Origin of the sequence: Arthrobacter sp. AQ5-05, assembly GCF_003287975.1 — a bacterium.
Classification (GTDB): Bacteria; Actinomycetota; Actinomycetes; order Actinomycetales; family Micrococcaceae; genus Paeniglutamicibacter.
Genome location: NZ_QMKQ01000033.1, coordinates 1 through 18,541 on the forward strand (window position 1 = coordinate 1; position 18,541 = coordinate 18,541).

Consider the following 18,541-nt stretch of genomic DNA (forward strand, 5'->3'; position numbering starts at 1 on the left):
GCCCCGAACGGCCGGTCAAAACCGTTGCCGCCAGCGGTCAATGGCATTGCCGCCCATGGTCAGCGAGACTGCCGCCAGTGGTCACTTTCGGTTGCCGCCAGTGGGCAGTTTCAAACTGCCGTTGACAGCCGGTCCATTCCCACACGCCGCCAGGCCAGTAGCCTGCTCACCGACCCGGCACTACAAATTTTCAAGGGATCCGGCATGCATTGCGTTTATAACCAATCAACGGCACTCTGTGCGCGTGACAACGACGGTCCGTCGTTGGGCGAGTGTCGACGCGGGTGCTCGAATATCGCCAGGACCGATGAGGACATCGAAGACCTCACAGTGTTCGTCGCCGACCTGACGGCCGATGTTCTCGCACCGCCGATACGCTACCAACGCGGACAACAAGTCGCTGAAGCCGTCACCAGATCGATTCAGCAACACGAGAGGAGTCGCACCGATGACTGAAAACACCAACGAGGTCCGCGCTGCACTCCAGCGGGCCGCCGACGACCTCATCGAGGGGCGTGTGCCCGGGCCGCTGACCGGGGTTCGCCTCGTTGAAGTGGCGGGCGTCAAGCGTCACCGCCTAACCCACGACAATCCCGACGTCAACGCCAGCTTTCAGGAACGGGCCCGTGCACTCAATCGAACCAAGCCTGAAGTCGATCTGCTTCGGGCGCGGCTGGCAAAGGAATCCGAACGCAATCATCGCCTCAGCACGGAAGTCAAGGAGCTAGGCCAGCGCGTCAAAAACTACGCGACAGCTCTTCTCACAGTCGTGGACGAGCGGGACAAGCTCCGGGAAGTTTTGAACGAGCTGCAAGGTGTCGTGAAGCTACCCAAACGATGAGGATTCCTCCGACCACCTCCATTCTGACGCATACAATCCGGGCGCATCATCGTCTGCAATCGTCCTCCCACAATTGCTTCACTCATTAATGACGCACTTCTGCTCCGCGATATTGATCGTCCCGTATGAGGAACGTGATCCGGGCTTCGGCGAATAGCGTCGGCTGTTCGACCACGGAAAGGTGTCCACCTGCAGACATGACAGTGAAGCGTTCGACGGTGAGGTGGTGATCGCTTTTCATGCCCCTTGGTTCATGGTCCTCGAGTGGAGTTTAGGCACGGGCACCGTTTGCCCTTGGACCGATCAGGGTTGCCGCCGTGCCGGTTATCTCACAGGGTGCGTGGGCCGCTATTGCCGTCGTCAACTGCGGCGGGAAGCGGCGCAGAGGAAGTATTTTCCACCTTCGGCTTGGTCCTCCACGGTCGCTGGCTATGGAACTCCAGGAGCTGGGCACCCAGACCAAAGAACACCATCGCAAACCACACCACGATATTGAGCCACGGGATGTGCAAGGCGATGATCAGGATCAGGCCACCGATGAACGATTTCAGTACAGGAGGCTGATTACCGCGGAGCAACAGCCGCCCAATATAGAAGGCTCCATAGACGAACGTCGCGAGCGTGAGCGCAATCCAGACAAGAAGGCCAGTGAGTGCCAGGGGTGCGCCGATGATCGTTACCAGGAGGACCAGCAGTGCAACGGGAACGGCGAGGGCTGCCAGGAACCCGACCAGCAGCGCCTTCCAAGGTGAGGGTATGAGGTGATTGGTTACTCTCGAGAGCCAACGAGGGAAGAGAAGGCCAGCGAATAGGGTCACGAGGCTCAGTGCGACCAGAGCGTAGAGCAAACCCAGGGACCAGGAGACGAATGAAGCGCCAGGTGAGGGGTCCTGGCTTGTTTTTTGCGGCGGAGCGACGCGCTCCACGGCACCGTCGACCGATCCCTGCGCGATTTGCGCTTCGGTGTCGCTGTAGTAGGTGGCGTTTCCGCCGACAGTTCCGTCGATGCTGAGCCGATCGACGCTGGCCATCAGATCCCTTCCGACGTTGCCGGAGATCTTGAGGTCGCCGGCGGCCCCAACCAGGTCATTGCCGAGCTTTCCGGTTTTGGTGACGTTGATGCTGCCGGCGAAGATTGTTGCGCTGCGTGAGACGTCGCCGCTGATCGTGACGTTCTGCCCGGCGAGGCGTACGTTGCCGTCCACGGTGCCTGTGATGGTGATCGTCTGCGCCGCTGCGATCACGTCTCCGGTGATGTTGCCGCTGATGGTGACGGACTGCCCAGAGGCATATACGTCCCCGTCGACAGTATCCGAGACGTCGATGGATAGATCGCTGTAGAAGTGGGGGCCTTCGCTATCGTTCGTTGCCGATGGGGTAGGCGCCGGAGCGGCGACAGTGGCGGTGGAGCCTGCGAACAAGACCAGGAAGCCGATCAGCAGGACGGCCCCGATAGACCGGTAGATGCGTGAGAATACGTTCATTTTGGTATCCTTCCAAGCCTGGATGACACGTCTGCGAGGTGCCGGCCGGACGAACGCCACGCGATGGAAATGTGTATGCCAGTAGGACCGACCCGGCTTCAGCCTATCCGGAGGTATTGACACAAGGCTACGGGTGGCTGTGTTCTTTTTGCCCGCCAAGTGCGGCACGTTGCTCGGACGGGTGACTGCCCTAGGTTGAGGGCCTTCGTTGGTGGAAGTGATTCATGGCAGATCCGTCGGTGTGGGTGGCTGAGGGATTAGCCGGTGTCCCAAGAGGGTCGACAGCCGGTGCCGCTGGGCTCGAAACCGAGGTTCTAGGCTTTGTGCTGAAGACGTTCCGGAGAGGAACCTTGACCGGACGTTCCACCCTTTCGTGGAGAATGTCTTGGCCATCCGTTGGAACTGTACGGCTCGTTTCAGATGAACGAGAATCGAATCAAGCGATACGACTCAACATGATCCGGTGGAGTCGTTGGGCATTTCAGCATCTCAAGTACCAATTCCAGCTATGCGAATGCAAATAGGTGGCTACAGGGAATGAATCGCTAATGCCATGCTTCAGAGGTACAGTGAAGACACTTTGAGCAAGGTTTTCAGTCATGAAGGGAGAGCTCGTGAGCGATAGCCCGCGCACCCTAGATACCTCCCGACGCTCGCTACGTGAGCGCTGGCGGATGTCCGTTTATCTAGCCCGCTTCGACTGGCACCTCGAAGGATTCCTGCAAATCAAGGAACGTAAGACTGCTATCAGTTCACTGCGCAAAGAACTCCTTGCAGACCCGCGAGACATCGGTGTTAAGCTCCATGCCCTTGGCCCGCCCGCTGCCCTCGCAGCGCGTAGGGCTAGAGAAGGGACGCTTCGTCCCTTGTGGTCCATCGGGATCATCGCTGCCGGCGTGGTCCTCTTTGTTTACTGGGGCCTCTTGTTGTCCTTTGCCGCCGGCATGCTTGCTGCGGTCAAGAACAGTGGGATTGCCGAGGCACACGCAACGTACTTGTTCGTCGATGTCTCGGCGTCCTCAAGCGCAGATGGGATCAGCATCGGATGGACCAGCCAAGGGGCGTGGCTCATCGTCTCGGCAGTCATCATTATTGGCGCCTTCCTCGTGGGAGCAAGACTCTGGCGACTCGCCAGCTCCATGCCACGCAAGGGCACTAGCGCATAGACAATGAGGGAGAAAAATGACACAGGATTCGAACAGCATGGATAGCCGCAGCCGGAAAGTGTTTGGGAAGTGGGGTGCCGGATTCGCCGTTGGACTCGCAGTCGGAACCATGTTGGGGATCGCGACGGGCAACATCGGTGTCGGTATAGCGCTCGGTGGTGGGATCGGTGTGGCGATGGCCGAGGCCTTCGCAGAAGATGACAAGCGCCGAAGGAAGCGTAGTACTGCCCTCAAGGACTTAGGCGGTTAACGGGTACGTTCCCCTGGGCTCCCCGGCATCGTGCTAATTAGTCTGTTGGTCGTGCTCATCATCTACCTACACGCCGTCGGCCGATCGCGTCCTGCGGCGTGCGTCCCGTTGCGTCGAGTAGGCTGCCTGCGAATTGAGAGTTCCGGCGATAACCGGAACCACGGCTTTTTGTTTATCCATTTACAGGATCGTGGACACTCCCAGACAAACCACGTGAGCTTTCATTGCCCTCCCACGTTGCCTGTCCTGCAAATGCGTATCCCTGGAAATCCTGGAGACCATGCCGTGTCCGGGGAGATGACCGGGACTGGCTTTGGTGGCAGTTCGCCGGCTTGACCTCTCAGCCCGAACGCGAATTCCATCATTGATCGGGACACCCAACCCGCCGGCTCCATCTCCAACAATGCCCTGTGTCAAAGGACGACACTGAAGATTAAAAACCACAGCACATGATTTTCGGTAAAGACCAACAATAGGCTTCATCTATCGCGAAGCGCATACCCCAGGGGTATGGTCGGTTCATGACCAATGCGGAAGAAAAAAAGCAAGCAAGCCGCCGAAGCTTAATGGAATCTCTGCCCGGCATTGGGCTCACGGTGGGCGCAGGGTTCGGGCTTGTCTTTGCCGGCGCTCCAGGTCTGGCCGTAGGCGCGGGGCTGGGCCTAGTGGCGGGATCGATCGTGTGGATGTGGTACCGGGAGTCATGACTGTGGCGAGGGATGTTTTTTGTGTTTCATCCGTCGGGTTTGGAACTCGTGCGCACCGGTTCCAAGAATGATCCATATGGTCACTGCCCTGCCACTGAGGCTCCTTTTCATCGGAATTTAGGTGAGTTTTCCCAGAAAACCCGACAATGACGCCATGAAAAGGAAAGCTGGGTCCGGATCTGACCGGATACTGAAGTTAGTTTCCCTTGCCCGATGGGCAGATATGTAATTTTCAGAAGTCGCCTGCACTAAATGTCAGAAGTCTTCTGCTCTGCGATTGCGTGTCCGGTAGGGGAACACTCTGCGGAACGTGAGGCGCGCAACTGCCCAGTGATGCTTGGACTATGAGCAAGCACTGACTAGGGCACTGCTGTAGTGATTCGCTGTTTGCTATCCGACTTTCGCCATTGCGTTACCGGATGTTCCCCCGACGGTGAGGGAGTTGCTCGCAGAACTGTTCCTAGCGGCATTGGCCGTCGCGCTGTTGACCGCGCTGCGATCGTGGAGGCAAGTCGGTTTCCGTGCACTTCCCGTCGCCTGGGTCGCAATCGTCAATATCTCCCGAATGCGCTTCGAGGAATTCGTCCTCTTCCTGGCCCTAGCCTGCATCATAGGTTTCGTTGAAGAGGTCTTCTTCCGCGGCCTGATCTTGCAGGCGCTCGCTCCGATGGGACTCTGGAGGGCCGCCATTCTCTCATCCATCGTGTTCGCGCGATGCACCTGCTGAACCTCCTGTACGGGGTGGACCTCATCGCAACCTTGCTTCAAGTGGCCTATGCCACGGCAATGGGGTTCGGGTTCGCGGTAGTGACCCTGCGGACAGGTGTTCTGTGGCCGCTGATCGTGATCCACGCGCTGATCGACCTCGCAGGTTTCGTCACTTCCGAGGAAACGGTCACGACGAGCGTGAGATCCACGGACATCGTGATCTATCTGGTTTACATCGTTGTCTTTACGGCCTACGGAGTCTTCATGATGCGATCAATCACCCGGCGGTCGGCGCAGCGCCCGCTTAATGCACAACCCGCTCAGGCAACCGATGATCCCATCAGCGGCCACACGAGTCGCGTGTCAGGGACCGCTGACGAACCGACCCCGTCTTCCTGTTGACGGCTATCGCGAGTCAAGAGGCACGAAAACGAGCACCTTGTTCCCGTCATCCTGGACCAACGCATCGGAGGGTTGCCGCGACACCACGTACACCTCGACGAGGTCTCCCGCGGATCCTGCGAAATTCAGGGCCAGCAAGATGTAAGTGGTCAACAGAAAATCCTGCGGGAGGGTGAGCAAGGCCGCGAGCAGCACGAGTCCCCAGATGACGGCGGGCGCGATGGCGATAATCACGGCGCTGCGCCGGGTCAGATAGGCCCGGCTTCCCGTCGTCAGAAAAGGGAACCGCAGTGCGTAGGACGGCTTCACCTTGGTTAATGCCTGCAACACGACCCCATGGGTCGCTTCGTGTGCCGCCATGTAGATGAGGCAAGCGGCCAGGGTCACCGGAATAGTGAGAATGGGGCTCCAGCTGCTCCGCAGAGGAAGACCAAGTAGGAGCGCAACTCCCACGGCAACGAGAACAACCACCCCGAAAATAATCTGGACAGCGACAGTGAACTTCTTGTCCTTGAGATCGACCGTCCGATACTCACGGTACGCGTCGGGAAGCACAGCGGGGTCTCGTGGCCAGCTCTGATAGCCCATATCGTCTCCTCATCGGTGCCCTCAGCGGGTTCAAGGCTAGTCAGTGCCCGACCGATCCTCGTTTGCGGATGCGGGCGCTCCTCCGAGCAGGGCAAGAACGAGGGTCAGTTCGAACACGCCGAGCCGAAGTAGACGCTTTGCAGCCAAGAGTATCCGATGGATGGCAAGCTCGATGAAGTTCCAGAGCATTCCGAAACCCAATCGGGCCACGTAGGCTGTTGGCATGCGGTCATCAACAGGGTGGCTCCCCGCGGTCGATGAAGCGAACCTGGTGCTTGACCATGTTGGTCAGGTCAATGTGTTCCTCATCGCCGGCCTCGTGGCGCCGGGCGGCTTCGTCAGGTTCGGGGCGGTCCTGACTTAGCTGCTCTCCGCGCAGGCCTTCAGGATCGTATTGCGGCGATTCCATCGTTGCACCGCGTCCCAGTCGCGCTCGATCGCCGGCATCGCTGGGGCGAAACGGTCCCTGACCTCAACCACCACATCCGGATCGTTGACCCCGTCGACGGAGTCCGCGGGCTGGAGCGACTCTGCGGGCACTCATGACCGAACCTATATCCCTGTACCGCCCTCCCTGGGAGCTCCTCGTCGTGCCGGGGGCGAGTGCAGGGCGGGTAGGGATCGTGCTGCGCATCCACCACGCGATCGCCGATGGAATGGCCGCCGTCGCAATCGTGCAGCAGCTATTCGAACGGGCCGAGGCGGATTCCCCTCCTGCACTCCCCCTGGCCGAAGCGTTGGTGCCTGCCGTCTCGGTCCACCGCGAGGCGCATCCGCTGCGCGCCCTCGGGAGAATAAGCTTCGGCCTACGTCGCATCCTCATGACCGTCACCAGCAGAGGGGTCGGGGCCACGATGCTGCTGGGTGACCGGGGCACGCGTCGGGGGGGGTCGCCTTCGCAGATGTGGATCTCGGCGCGCTTGAGACTCGAATGCGGCCGATCGGGGCAACGGTAAATGATGCCCTCCTCGCGTCCGCTGCCGCCGGGTATGTGGCAGCACTGTCGGCCGCCGGGGAGCGACTCCCGGCCGAGTTGCCCGTCTCTATCCCAGTTGCCCTCCGGCGGCGCGGTACTTCGGGCAACCAGGTCGGTGTAATGCTCGTGCGGCTCCCCCTCGGCGTGCCGGAGCCCGACACCCGTCTTCGCCTCATTGCGTCGCGGACCCGGATGGAGAAGGAACGCGCACGTGAGCAGGGCACGCTTGAGTTCATGCGCGGCCCCCGGGGAGCATGGACTTCATGGCCCATCAACAACGTGTCGTGGCGGGCTTCATCACCAATGTGCCCGGCCCGTCGGACATGCTCAGTCTCGCGGGGGCACCGATTGTAGCGATCTGGCCGGTTGGGGTGCTCGCTGGCAACGTTCGGTTGGGTGTCGCGGCGGTGTCCTACGCCGGCAGGCTTCATTGCAGCATCCATTTTGACGAAGCGACCGTACCAGGTACCGCGTTTGCCCACGCGATGCGTGAAGAGCTGACCCGATTGGCAGGCAACCCGCTGTAGAGCAGTTGAGTGAGCTAGTCTTCTGGGACCTGGTCATCGTGGGGATGTACGACGTGACCGGACCAACTAAGGAGATAAAAGTGAAGAAGCTGCGGGATGTGAGTCCCATCTGGCATGCCGTCGTCTGGATCGTGGCGTATGTGCTTCTTGTCAACCTCGGCGACTGGGGGTCGGAGCTGATCGGCGGACCGAACACGGCGACCGCACCCCTACTGGTCGTCCTCTCGATCGTGCTCCTCCTCTACGTGAAGAGAAACGGCTGGTCGCGGTACTACGGCCTCCGTCCACTCCGCAGAGATCAGTTCGGCGGCACACTGTTGTACCTCCCGCTGGTTGTCATCGCCGTACTGCAGTACACCAAGGGCTTCAGGGACGACCTCGATCTGACGGCCGTGCTGCTGATCATCATCCTGATGGTGTGCGTTGGATTCATCGAGGAATTGGTGTTTAGAGGGTTCCTGTTCCGGGGAATCCTCAGCAAGAGCACTCTCACTCGCGCAGTCGTGATCTCTGGGTTGACCTTCGGCATTGGTCACATTGTCAACCTGGCGCGCGGCTACACCGGAGTTGAGCAGATCGTCCAGATCGGAATGGCAGTCGTTCTCGGTGTGGTGCTAGCTCTCCTCTTCGCCATTACCGGGACGATCCTGCCCCTCATCGTGTTTCATGCACTTCTCAACATTAGTGGCAACGTTACGGTCACGAGCGTGGAGTCCGAGTGGCTGGTGCTCGCCGCGACCATCGTTATTAGCGCGGGTTACGCCGTCTACCTGGTCATGGTGCTTCGAAAGCGAGGGCTGCACCCCGATTTCCTCGACTCGACCTCACCTGCGGTGAGTCGATGAACCGTAACTTGTGATGGCTCGTCGGATGGTTGGACCCGAGCAACGAGCATCCGTGCCATTGAGTCCACAGAATCGTTGCCACAAGGAAAACCGCAGATGTCGTTCCTCTGCAACTGATAGGGCCATACCGCAGGACCCTGGCCGTGTCGGCTATCGGAACAGACCTTCGGCGCGGGTTCGTGCTGCCTGGCTTTGCTCACGACCACTGGCCATGCGAATTGCCTCTACGGTGGCACGGTGAGGAAATTTTGGCGGATCGCCGGGGTTGTAGTGCTCGCGGTCGTAGCCTTGGTGGCTGTCTCCACGGTGAGCAACCTGGTTTTGGGTGCGGTCGAGAGGGCAAACATCGACCCGTATGGCGAAATAGCCAATATCCCTGGCGGCATGGTCAACGTGTCGGTAACGGGAGAGGGCGAGCAGACCGTGGTGCTGCTTGCCGGTTACGGCACTGCGTCACCGGTGCTGGATTTCAAACCCCTGGTCACTGAGCTAGAGGACGCCTACAAGGTTATCGTTATCGAACGGTTCGGCTATGGCTTCAGCGACCTGGATGCCACGACGCGGACCGTGGAGAACATTTCCACCGAGCTGCATGACACGCTCTCGAAGCTGGGTGTGAATGATTCTTACGTCCTGGTGGCTCACTCCTTGGCGGGAATCTACAGCCTCGACTATGTCAATCGCTTCCCCGGTGAGGTCTCAGCCCTTGTCACCATCGACGGGACCGTTCCAGAGGACTTCGCCGTTGCGCCGACGATCGGCGCGGGGCAACGGCTCCTTTCGGTGACCGGCTGGGCGCGGTGGATGATCGCACTCAACCCGGCAATCACCGCGCCGTCAGCCCCGGTCGGTGTTTATTCCGAGCGAGAGATCGAGCAGATCCGGTTGATGACCATCTGGAACTATGCCAACCCGGCTATTATCGACGAGAACAACAGGTCCGCAGAGAACTTCGATGCGGTGGCGGGGATGAGCTACCCAGCCGAGCTGCCGGTGCTGGCGTTCCTGTCACAACAGCTCATCGACACCAACGGGCAATGGCTTCCCGCGCACGAGCAGCAACTGGAGCCCCTCGATCGTTCGGAACTCGTCGTGCTCGACGGCGGTCACTACCTGCACTGGACGCACTCCGAAGAGATGGCCGAATCGCTAAACCGATTCATCCGCTAGCATGGCACTGAGTCGCCAATGAGTTGTCATGTTTCGCGAAGCCAGCAGCCGTAAGGCGGCCTCATCCCAAGGACGGGTAATGATGATCGGCAGCCCAACCGAGCGCCCCGGTAGCCACCAGGGTTCGCGCCCTCTGCCGAAGGCGTCGAGGAGGGCTCTGCTCGCTGCAGGAGCTGGCCTAGGCACGGCGGGACTGCTCGCTTTGGTGGGGCCCATGCCGGTGGGCCAGGCGTCTGGCCGCAGTGGAGACGCTGCCCTGTTGGCGCGGGCGGAGCCTCACCTGCGCGGGCTCAATCGGGTTGCCCTCGCTTACCTCGACGACGACACCACCAGGTACGCGGGCATCGGCGCCGACGAGCGGACGCTGTTTGGGATCGGTTCGGTGTCCAAGACTTTCTGCGGTGCGGTGCTGATGGACATGGTCATGAAGGAGGAGGTAACGCTCGATACGACGGTTGACGACTTGACCGATGCGGGCCAATCGGAGCTGGCCGGCGTGACGTTGCAGGAGCTCGCCTCGCACACTTCGGGCCTGCCCGACTTCACGAGAACCCAGACCAGCAGCCGCAACGCATGGTTCGGTCTGCTCCACGCGGACGGCGCGCGCCAGGACACAACGGACACGGTGGCAGACATCCTTGGTCAGGGACTGAAGGACCGAGGGCGATACTCCTACTCCACGGCCGGCGTTGCCCTGCTCGCGCATTTGCTGGCAGGCCGGGCTGGAACGACCTACAAGGAACTTCTTAACGAGCGGATACTCGAGCCGCTGGACCTGACAGGTACATCCCTTCCCGTCTCCCGGGCCGGCTTACCCCTCGGATGGGAGAAGGGACTGCTCGGCGGACGCCCCGCCGAGCCGTGGACCCTGAACGGACTAGCACCCGGCGGCGGCATGTGGTCCACCTGCGCAGACCTCGCAGCCTGGATGCGCCTGACCCGTGACGGACGCCAGCCTGGAGCGGCCGGGCTGCAACCGGTGGCACCAGCACCGATCCTGCCCTGGATGCCCGACGCAAAGATCGCCATCACCTGGGTCCTCGCCAAGACGCCCGCAGGAGAAGACCTCATCTTCCACAACGGACTCACCGGGTCCCACCACTCTTATGTCGGCTACTGTCCCCGGACCGGGCGCGGACTGGCGTACCTGGTCAACTCCGTGCCCACCGGGGAACAGCTGCTGATGCTCCAAGGCGACCTCGTCAAGACCCTCCTCGACGAAGGGGCCTGGATATGAGTGACACCCTCGTTTTGGTCGTCACCGGCCTGATCGCCCTCGGAGTCCCCCTGTGGACGGCATGGGGCATGTGGCGCAGCATACGGCATACACCCACCCGCCAAGGTGCCTTGGCGAACGTACTCGGCAGCGTTGCCGGGACCGCACTGCTGGGCGTGGTGCTTCCAGCCGTTCTGCTGGGCGCCCTGGACCCCTTCCCCATCTGGCTCGCCTATGCAGCCCTCACCGTAGCGGCCGCCACCGTACTGGCGTGGCACTGGCCAGCACTGCGATCAGGCAAGTGGAGCCAGCCCAGTCTTGTGAATGCCACCTGCCTGTTGCTCGTGGTGTTCGCGACGGCCGGCTTCGCAGTGACGTGAACGCACACCTTTAGCGACGGTCGACGGTCGTTGGTTGACCGGTGGACTGTTGTAGGGCCACCCCACACTAAAGAAAAAGACGAGGCACCAGATGACTGAGGTCCGCCCGCGGTCGATTTTTCGCAGCAACATCGTTCGTGCGATGAAGGTGACCGCCGCCTCAAGGTCCGCGTGGTTCTTCGCCGCGGTGTGGCTCGCCTCCGTCCTGGTGCTCATCGTCGGAGGGCACAGCGTCCCGGTGGCGGGCATAGCGGTCGGCCTTGTCCTGCTCCTGCTCAGCCTGCTCGTCACGGGAGCCACCAAGCCGGCACCAGCCGTGATCGCCGTGGCCGGCCAGGCCCGCCGCCGCGTGTGGGTGCAGCTCGGGCTGGCGGGTGTTTTCATCGTCCTCACCGGGTGGAACAACCTTGCTTTCCACAACGTCGTCGCAGGCAGCGCGGACATCCCGTTGTGGACCCCGCTGGTCGAAGGGCTTCAACGAGCGGGCGAACAGTGGTTCGGTGAGGGCCTCGGGACCTTCGTGTCCAACCCGGTCACCTACGTGCTCATTCCGTTAGTCGTGCTGCTGCTGGCTGGAGCGCGCCTGCCAACGCTGGGCTTCGCCAGGGGCCACCGGGTGGGGCGGGCGCTGTTGATCTGCTGCGCCATACCGCTTGTCTGGTTCGCCTACACCCTCATCAGCGGCCAACAGACGATCGTCAGGCTGCTGGGCTCCTTCGCATCCGACTTCATGCAGAACGGCTTCCTTGAGGAGTTCCTGTTCCGGGGCCTCCTGCAGACGCGTCTGCGACTGCTGGTAGGGCCGGGTTGGGCGGTGGCTCTTCAGGCTCTCGTGTTCGGCGTCTGGCACCTCGGGTCCGGCTTTACCAGCACCGGTCATGCCGGACTGTTGCCGGCCATCGCCATTACCATCGTCCAGCAATCGCTCCTGGGGCTCTCATTGGGGATCCTCTTTGAACGCACACGCAATTTACTCGTCCCGTCCGTCGTGCATATCGCCGTCAACAGCATGTGATGAGGCGTCAGTGCCTGAACGTCCGGGGCTCAGCAACGCGCCCTGAACAACGGGGTCGCAACGGCCATCATCAACGCCTCCGCAAAAATAGTTCGCGTACCATCGCCGCCGTGGCCCAATTCGAACGTGAACTGAGCTTCGACCGGACTTTCGTTGGCCTCGCCTTAACCCGTGCCCAGGTAAGGGAAAGCGGAATGCCGAACAAAATGACCCCGCCAAAGTCCGCTTCGTTCAAGTAGCCACGGAACAACCCGGCACGAAGGCCGTGACAGTATCGGCGCGCCAGTTGGCGGCGGAAGTTGTGATAATAGTGTCCGGGCCCGAAGTGTTAGGATCGCAGACAGCCTTGAGGCGACGGCCCGGGGGAGCGTAACGAGGAAGCGGGACTGGCATGCGGGCGGATGTCCTGACAAAAGTTGTGTTGCGAGCCCTGATCGTTGTCGCTGGTTTCAACGCCCTTTCGGCGGTAGGTGGAGCGGTTGCCATGTTTCTCACCGATGGCCTTGGGATGCCACATTCATTCCTGGACAACAGTCCGTTCGCGTCCTTCTTTTGGCCCGCATTTCTGCTGCTCGTCGTCATTGGGGGTACCCAGACGCTCGCGACCATGCTGCTGCTGGGGCGACGGGTGTCGGCTCTCCTGTGGACTGCCGTCGCCGGATTCTCGATGATCATCTGGATTCTTGTCGAAACCATCATGATCCGGGGCTTCAGCTGGTTGCAGGGGATCTACTTCACAACCGGGGTGGTGGAGCTCATACTTGTCCTGGCCCTCCTCGGTATCGTGCCTTGGCTGCCCCGTATCAAGCTGGGCACTAGGGAGAACCGGTAGAGCACGTTACTGTTTGGGTGTGAAGCCGCCCGGCATTCCGGGGAAACCTCGGTGGCCTGGACTGAGCAGAAACGCGAAGGAGCGTGTCAGATGGAGTGTGTAAGTGACCTAGTCACCATCTGATTTAGAGGACAATTGTGACCGTGATTGAAAACAATGAATTGGCAGTGAAGGTGGACGCCTCGGCGGCGGCGGAGCGGATGGCCGCGGTGGGGAACATGGAAGCGTTGAAGGCCTCGGGTGCCTTTGACGAGTTGATGGGGCAGATCGACCGGGGCGAGATCGAACTCGATGGCAAGGACGGCTTCATCCAGCATCTGATCCGTGCCGGGCTGGAACGCGGACTGAAGACCGAGTTGACCGAGCACCTGGGCTACGAGAAGCACGAGTTTGCCGGCCGCGCCGTGGCGAACTCCCGCAACGGCTCCTACCCCAAGACGGTGTCCACCAGTGCCGGGGACATCGATCTGGCGGTGCCACGGGACCGCGCCGGGTCCTTCGTTCCGCGGCTGGTGCCCAAGGGCTCACGGCATACCGGGCAGCTGGCGGACATGATCGTGAGTCTCTACGCCGGGGGCATGACGGTTCGGGATATCGAACACCACCTGGCCTCCACGATCGGCACCGAACTCTCGCGCGAGACGATCTCGAAGATCACCGATGAGATCCTTGACGAGGTCATCGCCTGGCAGAACCGCCCGTTGGATCCGATCTACCCGATCATGTATCTGGATGCGATCGTGATCAAGGTCCGTGACGGCGCGCATGTGAAGAACAAGGCCGCGCATATCGCCGTGGGCGTGGATATGGAAGGGATCAAGCACGTGCTGGGGATCTGGATCGCCCAGGCCGAGGGAGCGAAGTTCTGGGCCCAGGTCTGCTCCGAGATGGCCAACCGCGGGGTGAAGGACGTGTTGATCGTCTGCTGCGACGGGCTCACCGGTTTCCCCGAGGCCATCGAGGCGACGTGGCCCTACGCGACGGTGCAGACGTGCGTGGTGCACCTGATCCGTTCCTCCATGCGTTTCGTTTCCTATGCGGACCGCAAGAGCGTCGCCGCTCAGCTGCGCCTCATCTACACGGCACCGAACGAGGAAGCCGCCAGCGCGGCTCTGAAGGGGTTCAGCGACGGCGAGTGGGGCACCAAGTATCCGGCGGCGGTGAAGACGTGGCAGAGCGCGTGGGAGCGGTTCACGCCTTTCCTCGCGTTTCCTCCGGCTCTGAGAAAGGTCATTTATACGACCAACGCCATTGAGTCGTTGAATTTTCAGCTGCGCAAGGTCACCAAAAACCGTGGCCATTTTCCCAACGACCAGGCGGCGGTGAAGTTGCTCTGGTTGGCGATCTGCAACATCGAGGACAAACGCGCCGCCGAGCGGGCCAAGGTCCGCAACGGCACCCGGGCCACCGGCGGGCGTCTGCTGGAAGGCGCCAAGACCACCGGCTGGAACCAGGCCCTGCAATACCTGAGCCTGACCTACCCCGAACGCCTGGAAGCCTACTTGGACTAGAGCCCAATTTTCACTTTAAGGGCCCAAATAATTAGAGTAAGAAACGCTATCTGACTAGGTCACTTACACAGACAACTTGACAGGCCCACGCGAAGGAAGACGCCATGAAGCATCGGCCCGCAGAACAGACCCCCGCCCCGTCACCGACACCGACACCGACACCGAATGATGCGGAAATACCTCATGCCATCAGGAGGCTTCCCCCGCTATGGTTTTGGCTATCCGTCGGCGCAGCAGTGTTGGCGGTGGCGGGAAGCATTACCGGCCTGCTCGTGCCCGCACGCATCTATGGCAAGGAAACAGCGACGCTCTTCGACGCTGGCATCGCGCAGGATCTCGTGAACCTTTTCCTGGTTGCGCCGCTGACCGTGGTCCTCGCCGTGCTCGCCGTCCGAGGCTCGTCGAAAGCCCAGTTATGCCTGCTCGGGCTCCTCGTCTTCACCGCCTACAACTACGCAATTTACACGTTCTCAATCCACTTCGGTCCGCTCTTTCTGCTCTGGGTGGCCGTCCTGGGACTGGCGGTCTTTGCCTCGGCAGGCACCGTGGCCACACTGAACACCACGGAATTGAAAGCCATGTTCGCTCGCACTCCTGTGCGGTTGCCTGGGTGGTTCCTGATGGTCACAGCTGTGCTATTCGCCCTTCTATGGCTCAGCGAAATCGTCCCCGATTTGTTGGCAGGCCGACCATCAACGTCGGCTGCCTCCTGGAACATTCCCACGAGTCCGGTGCACGTCCTGGATCTTGCGGTCCTCCTTCCCGGAGTCTTCGCCACCGGGCTGGCTCTGCTGCGACGCGACTGGCTGGGCTATGCAACCGCAGCAGGGGCCTTGATTTTTCTGGGCCTTACCTCTTTGCCGATACTCCTCACACCGTTTGTGGCGCAGGCACACGGTCGTGAACCGGTCTGGACGATCATGGCGCCGATGGGCATCATCATTCTGGCGGTATTGGTGATCCTGTGGCTATGGCTTCGTCCCGGGAGAATGAATCCGTCTGCTGTGTCGGATGATTTCTCGTGAGTTCCAGCGGGCGCGGACCACAAAGCCAGGCCGCGTGGGAACAGCGTCTGAAGGGGGAGGCTTCGCACCTTGATATGTTCGCCAGCGAGGAGATCGCGGAGTTACCTGAACCGGTCCGGCTCCACCTTGGCGCGGCAATCCGGCCAGGAACCCCTCTGACACCAGCGGTACGGCTGAGGATGCGTGGAAGCATCAAGCTGGGCAGGTGGCTGCCGTTTCGGTCAACGCAGTTGCTCGACCCACACAAGGGGTTTATTTGGTCTGCACGGGTGGCCGGGATCATCGTTGGCTCGGATCATTACCTCGACGGTGCTGGAGGCATGGACTGGAGACTGGCCGGGGTGTTCAGCATCGCTCATGCAGCCGGACCGGATGCGTCCCGCAGCGCCGCGGGACGAGGAGGCGCGGAGGCCATCTGGGTGCCGACGGCGCTGCTGCCCCGGTTTGGAACCACGTGGTCGGCAACTGACGGGACGCATATTTCCGTCCGTCATGTGCTCGGAAATACGCCCGTGGAGGTTAGGTACGTAATCGGGATGGATGGACGTATCCGGACTCTGGTATTTGACCGCTGGGGCGATCCGGATGCCACCGGAACGTTTGGGTGGCATCCATTCGGCGGCGAAATTACCGCCTACCGCACCTTTGGCGGACTGACGGTCCCTAGTTCCGGCCGGCTTGGCTGGGGATTCGGTACCGAGCGGTGGCCGGACAGTGAATTCTTTCGGTTCCAGATCACCGACCTGCAACCGCTCCTACAACAGGAGCCCGGTCGACTGAACCAAGCGGAGCAGGACTCGCAACCGCAGACATAAGCAGTTGGCCGAGTTTGATGAAGGTTGGGCCGAGTTCCTCCAATGCCAGTCGCAGCCGCATGGGGTTAGCGGCCACCTCGGCGGCTGTCGTGGACGGCCACGGCAACCGCCGTCCCAGTCCCACGGTGCTGGCCAAGAACCCCAACCTCCTGCGTTCCACATCTCATCAGCACCAGAGCATCGTCAACCCGATGACGCTCGTCAGGGGCGAGAAGCGTCCTGCCAGGGGTGACAGACCCATTGCTCCGCCAAGTCTATATAGGGAGCCGCTGCCATCGCTCGGCGCCATCCTCTGCCGTTCCGTTAGCCGGTCCGCTAACGGACTAATCGAATATTGACATGCACCTTTGTAATCACCGAAGTTTTAGTGTCCCGTATGACACGCCCGAGAAAAAGCTCGCGGACCTCATACGGCACACGATCTGAAGCCGAGAAAGACATGGCCTCGCAGAAAGGAACAATCTCGGTTCGAGCCTGTGGATTGAATCAATCCCGTCTCTCCCACGGTGTCCATTTCGTTTCCATCCAGAACCGCAGTAGGACAACGGCATCGAATGGTTTTCGATAATCAGCCATTTCGTGGCCGCCTGCTCAAAGAGTGCCTGGAGAGGGCGGGTCTGGGTGAGCGTTGCCGATCAAAGCTCGACCGCCAGCCCGCCAGGCCAAGGTGCTCGGGCCAGCTTGTCAAAGATATCCGCTCTGGAATGACTACCAGGTCGTCATCGGTGCGAGCTGTTCTCCGGAGATCCACTCGGGCAATAGGTCTTCCAGCAACAGCTTTTCAGGTACAGAAAGTAGACCTCGACCCAGGCCGAGTGCCGGCCCAGAAGCTGCATAACCCTCGCCGAGAGGTCCCCGTAGAGCTCGTAGTTGCTCGACTTGGCAACCAAGCCGGAAGTGGCCGTGGGCGCGAGTTTGAACCACGGGGCACCCATCTCCACGCCCAGCGCCTTGGCCTCGTCCGACCGGGCGACGGCGCAGCCATCGTTGTTGGACAGCACGATCACTGGCCGGCCGATCAGCGTCGGGTCAAAGGCCCGCTCGCAGCTGACGTAGAAGCTGTTCACATCCACATGGGCGATGTACTCCTCCGCGGGCGGAAATCTCCCGTTTAACGGAATAGCACCACTTACAGTCGATGGATGCATGTTTCCGCCACTGCCCACACGCTCAGGGCGTCCCACTCCCCCACGACGATATCCGGGTACTCCGGATTTTCGGCCTGGAGCACCACGCCTTGCTCGGTGAGCCGAAGGCGCTTGACGGTCATTTCCCCGTCAAGGACCGCCACCACGATGGAACCATCCACGGGTTTTCGTGCCCGGTTGACGATGAGCTCGTCCCCGTCGGAAATTCCTGCCCCCTGCATGGAATCACCGCAGACGCGCACAATGAAGGTGCTCGTCTTGTCGTGGATCAGGTAGTCGGAGAGGTTGATTTCGCCGGAGAAATAGTCCTGTGCCGGTGACGGGTACCCGGCTGGAATTGAGGTTCCGGCAACCAGGAGAGGGATCGGTGGGCCTTCCACGCCTAGGGAACTTATATTCTGAATACTCATAATTTTTACCTTATTTTTAGAACATATCTACCATCCTTAGGATACGTCCGTACCCAACGATTTGGTCCGCCCGGGTCTGGGGGAACTTCTTGGACCACTCCTGGCAAGAACCTAGCGTCTCCAAATCCCTCGAGCATTCCGCGGGAAGCCCCCAACGGGCCAGGCTACAACCCTCAAGCCGAGGGCTAAACGGGCAATGACAGTTCCATTACTACCCAGTCCCCTACTCGACGCCCCGAACGGCCCTAGTCCGCCCCCACCATGGCAGGAGTCGGAGCTGACACTATCCAAGAAATCACGCCGGGGCGCGTCTGAGGGAAGTAGGTGGCACAACTTGCCTTACAATAAATACAAGCATTACAAGCATTAATTGTTTTACTTGTAATACACGCATGGTGCACACGGTTGAGCACGACGCCCCGAGGCGCAAGAGGCAACCCGCAAGAACAAGCGCGCCAATCAGATCGAAAATCATAATCGGTGCGGCACGGGGGCCCGCGGCCGTCTCAAGACCAGTCTTTTCTC

At 60.8% G+C, this 18,541-nt stretch carries 22 protein-coding genes and 1 pseudogene; 18 read left to right on the top strand and 5 right to left on the bottom strand.

All coding sequences use genetic code 11. From position 1 onward, the window contains the following. Both DQ353_RS21840 and DQ353_RS18470 read left to right on the top strand, forming a co-directional pair. Nucleotides 1-456 (top strand): hypothetical protein (locus DQ353_RS21840; RefSeq protein ID WP_220094066.1); only part of this gene is annotated, 456 nt, incomplete at its 5' end. Next, entirely contained in the window at nucleotides 449-841 is a 393-nt protein-coding gene (locus tag DQ353_RS18470) for a hypothetical protein (protein WP_113764658.1), read from the top strand. The genes DQ353_RS21840 and DQ353_RS18470, both read left to right, overlap by 8 nt. 85 nt (nucleotides 842-926) lie before the next feature. Here the strand turns inward: DQ353_RS18470 and DQ353_RS22045 are convergent, their stop codons facing one another. Both DQ353_RS22045 and DQ353_RS18475 read right to left on the bottom strand, forming a co-directional pair. Next, nucleotides 927-1,082, bottom strand: coding sequence for a hypothetical protein (locus DQ353_RS22045; protein WP_220094067.1), 156 nt, complete (start codon nucleotides 1,080-1,082; stop codon nucleotides 927-929). Between the two features lie 88 nt (nucleotides 1,083-1,170). Then, nucleotides 1,171-2,325, bottom strand: a complete 1,155-nt coding sequence (locus DQ353_RS18475) for a DUF8173 domain-containing protein (RefSeq protein WP_113764659.1) — start codon at nucleotides 2,323-2,325, stop codon at nucleotides 1,171-1,173. Nucleotides 2,326-2,939: 614 nt separating this feature from the next. Here DQ353_RS18475 and DQ353_RS18480 point away from each other — a divergent pair. From DQ353_RS18480 to DQ353_RS18495, 3 genes are all read left to right on the top strand, one after another. Beyond that, nucleotides 2,940-3,491, top strand: a complete 552-nt coding sequence (locus DQ353_RS18480) for a hypothetical protein (protein ID WP_286166901.1) — start codon at nucleotides 2,940-2,942, stop codon at nucleotides 3,489-3,491. 1,399 nt (nucleotides 3,492-4,890) lie between these two features. Next, nucleotides 4,891-5,175: a CPBP family intramembrane glutamic endopeptidase gene (locus DQ353_RS18490; protein WP_146755327.1), complete on the top strand. Its 285-nt coding sequence runs from the start codon at nucleotides 4,891-4,893 to the stop codon at nucleotides 5,173-5,175. Beyond that, the gene (locus tag DQ353_RS18495) at nucleotides 5,163-5,558 is read left to right on the top strand and encodes a CPBP family intramembrane glutamic endopeptidase (RefSeq protein ID WP_113764662.1); all 396 of its coding nucleotides are present in this window, start codon (nucleotides 5,163-5,165) and stop codon (nucleotides 5,556-5,558) included. Before DQ353_RS18490 ends, DQ353_RS18495 begins: the two co-directional genes overlap by 13 nt. A gap of 3 nt (nucleotides 5,559-5,561) precedes the next feature. Here DQ353_RS18495 and DQ353_RS18500 read toward each other — a convergent pair whose 3' ends face one another. Further along, nucleotides 5,562-6,146 (bottom strand): DUF3267 domain-containing protein, encoded by a 585-nt coding sequence (locus DQ353_RS18500; protein WP_113764663.1) that lies wholly within the window; start codon nucleotides 6,144-6,146, stop codon nucleotides 5,562-5,564. 223 nt (nucleotides 6,147-6,369) lie between these two features. Here DQ353_RS18500 and DQ353_RS22400 point away from each other — a divergent pair, with 223 nt between their 5' ends. From DQ353_RS22400 to DQ353_RS21845, 13 genes are all read left to right on the top strand, one after another. Further along, the gene (locus DQ353_RS22400) at nucleotides 6,370-6,510 is read left to right on the top strand and encodes a hypothetical protein (RefSeq protein WP_286166902.1); all 141 of its coding nucleotides are present in this window, start codon (nucleotides 6,370-6,372) and stop codon (nucleotides 6,508-6,510) included. Nucleotides 6,511-6,688: 178 nt separating this feature from the next. Continuing rightward, a complete protein-coding gene (locus tag DQ353_RS22405; RefSeq protein WP_286166903.1) occupies nucleotides 6,689-7,102 on the top strand; it encodes a wax ester/triacylglycerol synthase domain-containing protein in 414 nt (137 codons plus the stop codon). A 140-nt stretch (nucleotides 7,103-7,242) separates the two neighbouring features. Continuing rightward, nucleotides 7,243-7,476, top strand: a complete 234-nt coding sequence (locus tag DQ353_RS22410; RefSeq protein ID WP_286166904.1) for a hypothetical protein — start codon at nucleotides 7,243-7,245, stop codon at nucleotides 7,474-7,476. Beyond that, entirely contained in the window at nucleotides 7,386-7,649 is a 264-nt protein-coding gene (locus DQ353_RS22415; protein ID WP_286166905.1) for a WS/DGAT domain-containing protein, read from the top strand. The genes DQ353_RS22410 and DQ353_RS22415 overlap by 91 nt, the downstream gene beginning before the upstream one ends. A gap of 5 nt (nucleotides 7,650-7,654) precedes the next feature. After that, the gene (locus tag DQ353_RS18510; RefSeq protein WP_113764664.1) at nucleotides 7,655-8,494 is read left to right on the top strand and encodes a CPBP family intramembrane glutamic endopeptidase; all 840 of its coding nucleotides are present in this window, start codon (nucleotides 7,655-7,657) and stop codon (nucleotides 8,492-8,494) included. A gap of 306 nt (nucleotides 8,495-8,800) precedes the next feature. Continuing rightward, complete coding sequence (locus DQ353_RS18515) at nucleotides 8,801-9,664, top strand: alpha/beta fold hydrolase (RefSeq protein WP_146755328.1); 864 nt, start codon at nucleotides 8,801-8,803, stop codon at nucleotides 9,662-9,664. 214 nt (nucleotides 9,665-9,878) lie between these two features. Next, the gene (locus tag DQ353_RS18520; protein WP_181578496.1) at nucleotides 9,879-10,901 is read left to right on the top strand and encodes a serine hydrolase domain-containing protein; all 1,023 of its coding nucleotides are present in this window, start codon (nucleotides 9,879-9,881) and stop codon (nucleotides 10,899-10,901) included. After that, a complete protein-coding gene (locus DQ353_RS18525) occupies nucleotides 10,898-11,260 on the top strand; it encodes a hypothetical protein (RefSeq protein WP_113764667.1) in 363 nt (120 codons plus the stop codon). The genes DQ353_RS18520 and DQ353_RS18525 overlap by 4 nt, the downstream gene beginning before the upstream one ends. Before the next feature lie 91 nt (nucleotides 11,261-11,351). Further along, a complete protein-coding gene (locus DQ353_RS18530) occupies nucleotides 11,352-12,275 on the top strand; it encodes a CPBP family intramembrane glutamic endopeptidase (RefSeq protein WP_113764668.1) in 924 nt (307 codons plus the stop codon). A 391-nt stretch (nucleotides 12,276-12,666) separates the two neighbouring features. After that, complete coding sequence (locus tag DQ353_RS18535; RefSeq protein WP_113764669.1) at nucleotides 12,667-13,107, top strand: hypothetical protein; 441 nt, start codon at nucleotides 12,667-12,669, stop codon at nucleotides 13,105-13,107. Nucleotides 13,108-13,325: 218 nt separating this feature from the next. Further along, nucleotides 13,326-14,618 (top strand): IS256 family transposase, encoded by a 1,293-nt coding sequence (locus DQ353_RS18540; RefSeq protein ID WP_502696413.1) that lies wholly within the window; start codon nucleotides 13,326-13,328, stop codon nucleotides 14,616-14,618. Nucleotides 14,619-14,722: 104 nt separating this feature from the next. Further along, nucleotides 14,723-15,643 carry a hypothetical protein gene (locus tag DQ353_RS18545; RefSeq protein ID WP_146755329.1) on the top strand — a complete coding sequence of 307 codons (921 nt, stop codon included), beginning with the start codon at nucleotides 14,723-14,725 and terminating at the stop codon, nucleotides 15,641-15,643. Continuing rightward, the gene (locus tag DQ353_RS21845) at nucleotides 15,640-16,458 is read left to right on the top strand and encodes a DUF6544 family protein (protein WP_181578497.1); all 819 of its coding nucleotides are present in this window, start codon (nucleotides 15,640-15,642) and stop codon (nucleotides 16,456-16,458) included. The genes DQ353_RS18545 and DQ353_RS21845 overlap by 4 nt, the downstream gene beginning before the upstream one ends. Before the next feature lie 794 nt (nucleotides 16,459-17,252). Here DQ353_RS21845 and DQ353_RS18555 read toward each other — a convergent pair. Together DQ353_RS18555 and DQ353_RS18560 are read right to left on the bottom strand one after the other, a co-directional pair. After that, nucleotides 17,253-17,606, bottom strand: a pseudogene (locus tag DQ353_RS18555) (Y-family DNA polymerase); the annotation flags it as partial. Continuing rightward, nucleotides 17,588-18,016, bottom strand: a complete 429-nt coding sequence (locus tag DQ353_RS18560) for a LexA family protein (protein WP_113764673.1) — start codon at nucleotides 18,014-18,016, stop codon at nucleotides 17,588-17,590. The pseudogene DQ353_RS18555 and the gene DQ353_RS18560, both read right to left, overlap by 19 nt. Nucleotides 18,017-18,541 lie beyond the last annotated feature (525 nt).